Consider the following 9,946-nt stretch of genomic DNA (forward strand, 5'->3'; position numbering starts at 1 on the left):
GCCGCGGGCAATTCAATTACAGACGCGAGATGAGGAGTTCACGCTGGAAGAGCAGCTCTTTGGGCAGGTCGGCGTTGAGGTCGATGAACAGCTCGTCCTGCAGCATCAACTCGCGCTTCCATCCCTGCACGTCGATCGCCAGCGCCTTTTCCAGCATCGCCGCGTCGTAATTTTCCAGGCCGCGAATGTCGATGTCCTCCGCGGCGGGCATCCAGCCGAGCGGCGTTTCCTCGGCATAGACCGAGCCGCGGCAGCGGGCGATGATCCAGGCCAGCACGCGCATGTTTTCGCCGAAGCCGGGCCACAGGAACTTGCCATTCTCGTCCTTGCGGAACCAGTTCACGTGAAAGATTTTTGGCGTGTGCTTGAGCTCCTTCCGCATCTCGAGCCAATGGGCAAAGTAATCGCCCATGTTGTAGCCGGCGAAGGGAAGCATGGCCATGGGATCGCGGCGCACGGCGCCGAGTGTGCCGGCGGCGGCAGCGGTCATTTCCGAGCCCATCGTCGCGCCGAGGTAGGTGCCGTGGATCCAGTTGAAAGCCTGGAAAACGAGCGGCATCGTCGTCGCGCGGCGGCCGCCGAAGATGAAAGCGCTGATCGGCACGCCGGCGGGATCGTCGGCCTTGTCGTCGAGCACGGGGTTGTTCGCCATCGGGGCCGTGAAACGCGAATTCGCGTGCGCGGCCGGGCGGCCGCAACCGGGCGTCCACTCGCGACCGGTCCAATCCGTCAGCAGCGGCGGCGGGGTTTCGGTGAGACCTTCCCACCACACATCACCGTCGGGAGTGAGCGCGACGTTGGTGAAGATCGTGTCCTTGCGGCAGCATTCGAGGGCGTTCGCGTTTGATCTTTCGGACGTGCCCGGAGCGACTCCGAAATACCCGGCCTCCGGATTGATCGCGTAGAGGCGGCCGTCCGCGCCGGGTTTGATCCAGGCGATGTCGTCGCCCACGGTCGTGATCTTCCAACCAGCAAGCTCCCGCGGCGGGATGAGCATGGCGAAGTTCGTCTTGCCGCAGGCGCTTGGGAAGGCGGCGGCAACGTAGGTCTTCTCCCCGGCCGGCGACGTCGCGCCGACGATGAGCATGTGCTCCGCCATCCAGCCCTCGTCGCGCGCCATGCACGAGGCGATGCGCAGCGCAAAGCACTTCTTCCCGAGCAGCGCATTGCCGCCGTAGCCGCTGCCGTAGGACCAGATTTCACGATCCTCCGGAAAGTGGACGATGTATTTGGTCTCCTTGTTGCAGGGCCAGGAAACATCGGGTTGTCCCGGCTCGAGCGGCGCGCCGACGGAATGGACGCAGGGCACGAATTTCCCGTCCGCGCCGAGCACATCGAGGACAGCCCGGCCCATGCGGGTCATGATGCGCATGTTCACCGCAACGTAGGCGGAATCGGAGACCTCGACGCCGATGTGCGAGATGGGCGAACCGAGCGGGCCCATGCTGAAGGGCACGACATACATCGTGCGACCGCGCATGCAGCCGGAGAACACGCCCTTGAGCGTGGCACGCATCTTGTCCGGTGCGACCCAGTTGTTCGTCGGGCCGGCGTCGCCCTTGCGGCGGCTGCAGATGAACGTGCGATTCTCGACGCGGGCGACGTCGCTCGGATCGGAAAGCGCGAGATAGCTGTTGGGGCGCTTCTCGGGATCGAGGCGCGTGAAGGTGCCAGCCTGCACGAGTTCCTCGCAGAGCTGGTCGTATTCCTTCTGCGAGCCATCGCACCAATGGATGCGATCGGGCTGGCACAAGTCGGCGATCTGCTCGACCCAGGCAAGGAGTTCGAGATTCCGGGTGAGAGGTTTGGCGGCGGGCGGTTCGAGTGTGGTGGTCATGCTCGGATCGTGGCACGACCGCGATTTGCAGCGATACGCCACGATTGGCGAAACCCGCTCCATTCTTGCCAAACAAAAGCGCTCCGCGGGCCGCCTTGCCCCTATTTTGCTGACATCGCGCCGGAACTTGGCATTTGGCCATTTGCGCTTTTCGGGGAAGCAAAGGCGCGCATTTATTCGAAATCGAAAATATGAAAACACCCATTAAAGTCGCCGTCACGGGCGCAGCCGGCCAGATCGGTTACTCGCTTCTTTTCCGCATTGCCTCGGGTGCGATGTTCGGCCCCGACCAGCCCGTGGAGCTCCGCCTCATCGAACTCGAACCTGCCCTCGGCGCCCTGGCCGGAGTGGCGATGGAACTCGACGACTGCGCGTTTCCGCTGCTCGCCGGAATCGTGCAGACCAGCGACCTCAACGAAGGATTTCGCGGAGCGAACTGGGCGCTCCTCGTCGGGTCGGTGCCGCGCAAGGCGGGCATGGAGCGAAAAGACCTCCTCAACATCAACGGCAACATCTTCATCGGCCAGGGCAAGGCCATCGAGGCGAATGCGGCCGCGGATGTGCGCGTCGTCGTGGTCGGAAATCCCTGCAACACGAACGCCCTCATCGCGCAGCGAAACGCCCGCAGCATTCCGGCAAACCGGTGGTATGCCATGACGCGCCTGGACGAGAATCGCGCGAAGAGCCAGCTCGCGGCGCGCGCCGGAATCCACGCGCACGACGTGACGAATGTCGCGATCTGGGGCAACCACTCCGCCACGCAGTATCCCGATTTCTACAACGCCCGCCTTGGTGGAATTCCCGCCGTCGACGTGATCCGCGACGAAGCATGGCTGAAGGAAACGTTCGTGCCGAACGTGCAGCAGCGCGGTGCGTCAATCATCAAGGCGCGAGGCTCGTCATCGGCAGCCTCGGCCGCGAACGCCGTAGTGGACACCGTGCGCGCGCTCACCATGCCGACACAAGCCGGCGACTGGACCAGCATCGCGGTGACATCCGACGGCTCCTACGGCATCCAGCCCGGACTCATCTGCTCGTTTCCGGTTCGCAGCGACGGCACGAATTACGAGATCGTGCAGGGCGTGCCGGTGAATGATTTCGCGCGCGCCCGCATCGATGCTTCGGTGAACGAGCTCCTCGAGGAGAAATCCCTCGTCGGCGATCTGCTGCCTGCCTGATCCCCCAGCCAACCCGGCAATCGCGTCCGCGCTAGGCGGGCGCGAGCTGTCCGCGATATTCCGTCGGCGAGCGTCCGACGATTTTTTTGAACGCGCGATTGAAATGCGTGAGCGACTGGAAACCGACTTCGTAGGCGATCTCGCTGATGCGCAGGTTCGGATTCAGCAGCAGATTCTTCGCTTTTTCCACGCGCACCCGGGAAAGATATTCCGTGAAGTTCAGGCCGGTCGCCTTCTTGAACATCTTGCAAAAATAAAACGTGCTCGCGTTCACCGCTTTTGCGACCTGGCCGAGCGAGAGATCCTCGGTCTGGTTCTCTTTGATGAAGTTCTTGGCCCGGCTGATCATCGGTGGCTCGGCGTTCCCGGTCTGCACCAGCACCTGGTTCCCGACGATGGAAAGATGCTGTGCGAAGATCGTGAGCAGCTCGACCATCGACTCGTATTGAGCGGGCGTCATGACCCTGGTCTGGAAGTACGCGGCCTCGATCTGCGCATCCACCGGCACGCCCCACTCCCGTAGCTTTTTCGTCACACGGGCAAACTGCGCGGCGGTGGGTTTTTTGCAAAACACCTGGCCGGTCTGCAAAAAGCCGATCAATTGATCGCCGAGGCGCACCGGCACGGCGCTGTCCGTCATTCCGGCGTCGCATTTCACGGTGCGCACCTCCGCGCCGGCCCCCTGCGTGAGCTGCTCCTGCGTGGTGAGACAGGCGGCGCATGAACGGCTCACGCGCGCCATGATCTCGCAGAACTCGTTCTCGGATTTCTTTCCAGTGTGCGGCAATTGCCATGCGCCGACGGCGGTCAGGGATACGGGCAGCCCGGTCGCCTCGCTGAAGGCCCGCTCGTAGTCGCGATAAATCTTCGACGACGTGAGAGCCTTGAGAACGTCCCCATTCATGGAGCCGATGCTAGCACGTGCCTGCTTAGGTTAAAAGACTTCCGCGTTCAATCCCGTCATCTCCCGCACGGTGTGCGCGATCCTGGAAAGCGTGCGCAGGGGCAGATGTCCGCATTGAGCGTCCACGGCCGGCCGATGGGCGGAGTAGATCTGCACGAGCGAGATGCGGACGCCGTCCTCCTTGAGTTCGAGCAGGTTTCGGGCATAGGCATCGATCTCGGCGTCGGATGGCTCGCAACCATCGACCGAGGGGAAGAGGCTTTGAATGACGATCGGGCGAAACCTCCCGAGGTCGCGGATTCCCCTCAGAGCAACTTCGATGGAGATTCCCGGTCGATTGACGATGTCCATGTAACCCTGCGTGCCGGCGTCGAGCTTCGCCCAGACCTCATCCGCATCCGCAAGCTGCGCGATGGCCTCGCGCACTTTCGGAATGTTCAGGCCGATCGAATTGGTGATCACCACGATCTTGAACGCCGGGTTCGGATGGCGTTCCCGAAGCTCGAGGATGGCCTCGAGCGCCTCCCGGAAATTGGGGCAGAGCGTCGGTTCCCCGTCGCCGCTGAGTGCGATCTCCTTCAAGGCCAGCAGCTCGGCGGGCATGCCTTCGTAACCGAGGTCGGAGAGGCGTCCATCCCGCACGAGCGCCAGCATCTGCTCGAGTTCGCGAATCATCTCCGGCACGTGAACGCCGCGCGCACCTCCGCGTCCGTCGCGGTCGATCTCGCAGTAGATGCAGTCGAAGTTGCAGCGCTGATCGGGGTTGAGATTGATGCCGATCGAGAGCCCGCCCGCGCGCTGCGAGAGAACGGTATAAACGTAGCGATTGCCGTGGAATTTTCGCGCCGGCAAAGGCTCCACGCGATCGGAATTCGCGGGATGGGAAGGCTGCGCCAACATGGGAATCGGTTTACATCCAGAACACGGACGGAGCGCGCCGTGTGTTGGCCATTGCTGCGCCAAAATTGTTCGGCCTCCGCCGCAGCCAACAACGCAGAATCGGGAGAGAAATCGCCAATCCTCGTGGAGTCGGCGCGCACGGGTGCCGCTATTCATGGGGACGAAGAGGACGCGCTGCACCGATGAGGGGCCCGCACTCCAGCACCAGGCGCGGCGCACCTCTTCACAAATTTCAAAAACCAACTCATGTCCGCCGCTCATCCCGCCACCCGCCCCGCCTTCGCTCAAACTCTTCGCCGCGACGCATGGTGGATGCAGCCTCTCGTTGTCTTCCTCGGCTTCACCGCATTCATCGTCTACTCCACCTGGGCCGCCTTTCAGAATGCGCACTATTGGTTCGAAGGCGGCGGCGCGGATTACCTGTCGCCGTTCGCCTCGCCGGAAATTTTCGGCAGCTCGCCACATTCGATCTTCGGCCCCAGGCCCGGCTGGTGGCCGGGGTGGCTGCCGTTTTCGGCGTCGTTCTTCGTCCTCTGGATTCCCGCCGGCTTCCGCTTCACCTGCTATTACTACCGCGGCGCCTACTACAAGGCGTTCTCCGCTGATCCCCTCGCCTGCGCCGTCGGCGAAGGCCGCAAGACCTATCTCGGCGAGCAGTTTTTCCCGTTCATCCTGCAAAACTTCCATCGCTATTTCTTCTACCTCGCGTTCGTCGTGCTCTTCCTTCTCGGCTACGACGCGTGGAAGGCGATGTGGTTCCGCGACGCGCAGGGCGCCGTCCATTTCGGCATCGGCGTCGGCACCATCGTGCTCACCATCAACGTCATCCTGCTCAGCGGCTACACCCTGGGCTGTCACTCGCTGCGGCATCTCATCGGCGGCTGGCGCGACAAAATCTCCAAATCGAAATGCGGTGGCTGCTACCGCGCCGTGAGCTGCCTGAATCGCAAACACATGGCCTGGGCGTGGGTGAGCCTCGTCTGGGTCGGATTCACCGACGTCTACGTGCGCCTCTGCTCGATGGGCATCTGGCACGACTACCGACTTTTCTAGAATATTTATGAGCAACTACGAAACCCACGAATACGACGTGCTCGTCATCGGAGCCGGCGGAGCCGGACTGCGCGCAGCCATCGAAGCCTCCGCAGCCGGAGCGAAAGTCGGCCTGATCTGCAAATCCCTGCTCGGCAAGGCGCACACCGTGATGGCCGAGGGCGGCATGGCGGCCGCGATGGGCAACGTCGACGACCGCGACAACTGGCGGGTGCATTTCGCGGATACGATGCGCGGCGGCCAATACACGAACAACTGGCGCATGGCCGAACTGCACGCGAAGGAAGCCCCCGACCGCGTGCACGAACTCGAGGCCTGGGGCGCCGTCTTCGACCGCACGAAGGATGGAAAAATTCTCCAGCGCAATTTCGGCGGCCACCGCTACCCGCGGCTTGCACACGTCGGCGACCGCACCGGACTCGAGCTCATCCGCACGCTGCAGGATCACGGCATCCACCAGGGCATCGAGGTCCACATGGAGCAAACCGTCGTCTCATTTCTCAAGGACGGAGACCGCGTCGCCGCGGCCCTCGCCTACGACCGGGAGCGCGGGCGATTTCGCGTCTTCAAGACCCGGGCGATTGTAGTCGCCACCGGCGGACTCGGTCGCGCCTACAAGATCACCAGCAATTCGTGGGAGGGCACGGGCGACGGAGTTTCGCTCGCCTACCACGCGGGCGCGGAACTGCTCGACATGGAGTTCATTCAATTCCACCCGACCGGCATGGTCTGGCCGCCGAGCGTGATGGGCATTCTCGTCACGGAAGGCGTGCGCGGCGAGGGCGGCGTCTTGCGCAACAGCGAGGGCAAACGCTTCATGTTCGACGACATTCCGGACAACTACAAAAGCCAGACTTCCGACAACGAGGAGGAAGGCTGGCGCTATGTCACCGGCGATAAGAACGCGCGCCGGCCGCCGGAGCTTCTCACCCGCGACCACGTCGCCCGCTGCATCATGCGCGAGGTGAAGGCCGGTCGCGGCAGCCCGCACGGCGGCGTGTTTTTGGACATTGCGTGGATCAAGGAGAAGATCGCGAACGCGCCGGAGCACATCAAAAAGAAGCTGCCGAGCATGTATCACCAGTTCATGCAGCTCGCGAACCTCGACATCACGAAAGAGCCGATGGAAGTCGGCCCGACGACGCACTACGCGATGGGCGGCATTCGCGTCGACGGCGACACCCAGATGTCGAATGTGCCAGGGCTTTTCGCAGCCGGCGAATGCGCGGCGGGATTGAACGGCGCAAACCGGCTCGGCGGAAACTCGCTCTCCGACCTGCTCGTCTTCGGCAAGCGCGCCGGCGAATACGCAGCAAAATACGCGAAGGAAAATCCCGAGGCCGCCGTTTCCGATTCCGACATCGAATCGGCCGTGCAGGAAGCGCTGGCGCCCTTCGAGCGCGGAGCGAAGCACGGCGGCAGCGCCGGCGGCCCCTACCAGGTCCAGCAGGTTCTCCAGGGCCTCATGCAAAATTTCGTCGGCATCGTGCGCCGCGAGGACGAAATGGCCCAGGCTCTGAATATGATCGGCGAACTTTGGACGCAGGCCGGCGAGGTCGCTGTTTATGGCCACCGCGAATACAATCCCGGCTGGCACACCGCGCTCGACCTGAAGCACCTGCTCACGGTTTCCGAGGCCATTACCCGCTCCGCGCTCGAGCGCAAGGAAAGCCGCGGCGGCCACTTCCGCGAAGACTACGAGGCGAAGGACCCGGTGTTCGGCGCGGTGAACATGGTCACCTGGAAAGGCGCCGACGGCACGATGAATCTCCGGCGCGAGCCGATCCCCGCTATGCCCGAACACCTCAAGCAAATCATCGAGGAGATGAAATGAAGACCGTCACCTTTCGAATCTGGCGAGGCGATGCCAACAGCGGAAAACTCGTCGATTACACCGCCGAAATCACCCCGGGCATGGTCGTCCTCGACGTCGTCCACGACATCCAGGCGAAGCAGGCCAACGACCTCGCCTGCCGGTGGAATTGCAAGGCCGGCAAGTGCGGCTCGTGCTCCGCGGAGATCAACGGCGTGCCCCGGCTGATGTGCATGACGCGACTCGATCAAATTCCGATCGAGCAGCCCGTCACGATCACGCCGCTGAAGGCGTTTCCCGTCATCCGGGACCTCACGACCGACGTCTCGTGGAACTTCCGCGTGAAGAAGAAAATCAAGCCATTCAAACCCTGCAAACCTCAGGCCGCCGACGGCACCTGGCGCATGCAGCAGGAGGATGTCGATCGCGTGCAGGAGTTCCGCAAATGCATCGAGTGCTTTCTCTGCCAGAACGTCTGCCACGTGCTGCGCGACCATCACAAGCACGAGGAGTTCATCGGCCCGCGCTACCTCGTTTACACCGCCGCGCTCGAAATGCATCCGCTCGATACGGAAGACCGCCTCGAGGAACTCAAGCGGGCCCACGGCATGGGCTACTGCAACATCACAAAGTGCTGCACGAAGGTCTGCCCCGAGCACATCACGATCACCGACAACGCCATCATCCCGCTCAAGGAGCGTGTCGTGGACGAGTTCCATGACCCCCTCGGGTGGCTCTGGAAACTGTTGAGGAAAAAAACATGAACACACCCTTGGAACTCAAACAGATCCCTGCCAACGAGATTCCCGAAGCCCTCGACCGCGCGGCGCACTACCGCGAACTCGACGAGTCGGCTCAGGCCGAGAGCATCTGCCACGACGTCATTCTGGCCGATCCACACAATCAACGCGCGCATGTCCTGCTGCTGCAGGCCCTCTGCGACCGCTTCGGGAAGGGCTACGCCGTCGATTTCATCCAGGCGCTCGAGATCCTTCCCGAGCTCGAGGATCCCTACGACCGCGCGTTTTACGCCGGCTTCATCTCCGACCACAAGGCAAACGCCCTGCTCCGCGACTCCGAAAATGGCTGCCGCTTCGATGCCTACGAATACCTTCGCGAGGCCATGAGCTGCTACGAAAGAGCCGAGAGCCTGCGGCCGCACCAATGTGGCGAAGCACGACAGCGCTGGAACGCCTGCGCACGCATCATCTCCGCGAATCGACTGGAGCCCTGGCCCATCGAACCCGAACCGGAGCCATTTGGCGAATGACACGGGATCAAGATTTGTTGACCTGGCGCAATATCGGGTGGGCTTGCGCCAACAGGCGTGTATCGCGCGGAAAGGCCGGAAAATAAACTCGGGGGAGAAATGTTGAACATGACAACAACACCCCCTGCCACCAGCGGCGAAAGCTTCAGTCTCGAGGACAGCGACGACATTTTCGGCGTCGCGAGACAACTCATCGACGGACATCATTTCGGTGTCCTCACGACCGTGGACTCCGATGGCGCTCCCCATGCCCGCTGGATGGCCACGATGACTTTCGAAAATTTCCCCCGCGTCATCACGCTCACCTCGGCCGGCAGCAGCAAGGTGAAGCAGATTCGCGCCAACCAGCATGTGGACTGGCTGTTTGCCAACGAGGATTTCACGCTCGTCCTCAATCTCAAAGGCCGCGCCCGCGTCTTCACCGACACCGTCTCGATCAAGCGCGCATGGAAGGCGATCAAGGACAAGTCGCACGCCTATTTTCTGAACAACATGGACGGCGACCAGGAGATTGCCGTCATCGAGACCGTCATCGAGCGCATCGACTACACTTCGGCCCAGAATGGCCTGCGCTTCACCCGGGCATTTGGAGAGGAATTTCCAACCCCCGCCTCTCTTTTCGAAGACCTTCCAGCAAGTCCCGCCAAGGAGCACTGTCTCAAAATCTGATCATTACCCATATGCAACGCCCTTTTGTCTTGCTCGCCACGGACGACGCGAAATTCGCCAGCATGGCCACCGATGCAATCCTTGAAACCCGGCACGGTGTAAGGCCGGCACATGATATGAACCAAGCCTACCTGGCTCTCAGCGAGGGCGCCCGGAACATCGGCCTGGCAGTCATCGACGTCACCGGCGGACAATTTGGCCGCCAGCTTCTGCGGGCATTAAATGGCACCCATGCAGACTTCCCCATTCTGGCGATCACCGATCCGGTCGACACGCCCGATTTCGATCATCTCGACGGATTGGCAATTATGCGGTGTGAGAA

10 protein-coding genes are annotated in these 9,946 nt (G+C 62.3%); 7 read left to right on the plus strand and 3 right to left on the minus strand.

Annotated elements, in window-relative coordinates; translation table 11 throughout:
- Window positions 1-16: 16 nt before the first annotated feature.
- The gene (locus VIM61_11450) at window positions 17-1,837 is read right to left on the minus strand and encodes a phosphoenolpyruvate carboxykinase (GTP) (protein HEY8901016.1); all 1,821 of its coding nucleotides are present in this window, start codon (window positions 1,835-1,837) and stop codon (window positions 17-19) included.
- Between the two features lie 191 nt (window positions 1,838-2,028).
- On the opposite strand from VIM61_11450, the gene VIM61_11455 reads away from it, so the two are divergent.
- A complete protein-coding gene (locus tag VIM61_11455) occupies window positions 2,029-3,015 on the plus strand; it encodes a malate dehydrogenase (GenBank protein ID HEY8901017.1) in 987 nt (328 codons plus the stop codon).
- 31 nt (window positions 3,016-3,046) lie between these two features.
- Here VIM61_11455 and VIM61_11460 read toward each other — a convergent pair whose 3' ends face one another.
- Together VIM61_11460 and VIM61_11465 are read right to left on the minus strand one after the other, a co-directional pair.
- On the minus strand, window positions 3,047-3,919 hold the full coding sequence (locus tag VIM61_11460; protein ID HEY8901018.1) for a helix-turn-helix domain-containing protein: 873 nt from the start codon (window positions 3,917-3,919) through the stop codon (window positions 3,047-3,049).
- Between the two features lie 30 nt (window positions 3,920-3,949).
- The gene (locus VIM61_11465; GenBank protein ID HEY8901019.1) at window positions 3,950-4,780 is read right to left on the minus strand and encodes a radical SAM protein; all 831 of its coding nucleotides are present in this window, start codon (window positions 4,778-4,780) and stop codon (window positions 3,950-3,952) included.
- A gap of 285 nt (window positions 4,781-5,065) precedes the next feature.
- Here VIM61_11465 and VIM61_11470 point away from each other — a divergent pair, with 285 nt between their 5' ends.
- From VIM61_11470 to VIM61_11495, 6 genes are all read left to right on the plus strand, one after another.
- A complete protein-coding gene (locus VIM61_11470) occupies window positions 5,066-5,872 on the plus strand; it encodes a hypothetical protein (protein HEY8901020.1) in 807 nt (268 codons plus the stop codon).
- 7 nt (window positions 5,873-5,879) lie between these two features.
- The gene (locus VIM61_11475; GenBank protein HEY8901021.1) at window positions 5,880-7,706 is read left to right on the plus strand and encodes a fumarate reductase/succinate dehydrogenase flavoprotein subunit; all 1,827 of its coding nucleotides are present in this window, start codon (window positions 5,880-5,882) and stop codon (window positions 7,704-7,706) included.
- Entirely contained in the window at window positions 7,703-8,449 is a 747-nt protein-coding gene (locus VIM61_11480) for a succinate dehydrogenase/fumarate reductase iron-sulfur subunit (protein HEY8901022.1), read from the plus strand. Before VIM61_11475 ends, VIM61_11480 begins: the two co-directional genes overlap by 4 nt.
- Entirely contained in the window at window positions 8,446-8,955 is a 510-nt protein-coding gene (locus VIM61_11485; protein ID HEY8901023.1) for a hypothetical protein, read from the plus strand. The genes VIM61_11480 and VIM61_11485 overlap by 4 nt, the downstream gene beginning before the upstream one ends.
- 108 nt (window positions 8,956-9,063) lie before the next feature.
- Window positions 9,064-9,624: a pyridoxamine 5'-phosphate oxidase family protein gene (locus VIM61_11490; protein ID HEY8901024.1), complete on the plus strand. Its 561-nt coding sequence runs from the start codon at window positions 9,064-9,066 to the stop codon at window positions 9,622-9,624.
- An 11-nt stretch (window positions 9,625-9,635) separates the two neighbouring features.
- A partial coding sequence (locus VIM61_11495; GenBank protein ID HEY8901025.1) for a hypothetical protein occupies window positions 9,636-9,946 on the plus strand: 311 nt, incomplete at its 3' end.

The sequence above is a fragment of the Chthoniobacterales bacterium genome (assembly GCA_036569045.1).
Lineage (GTDB): Bacteria > Verrucomicrobiota > Verrucomicrobiia > Chthoniobacterales > JAATET01 > JAATET01.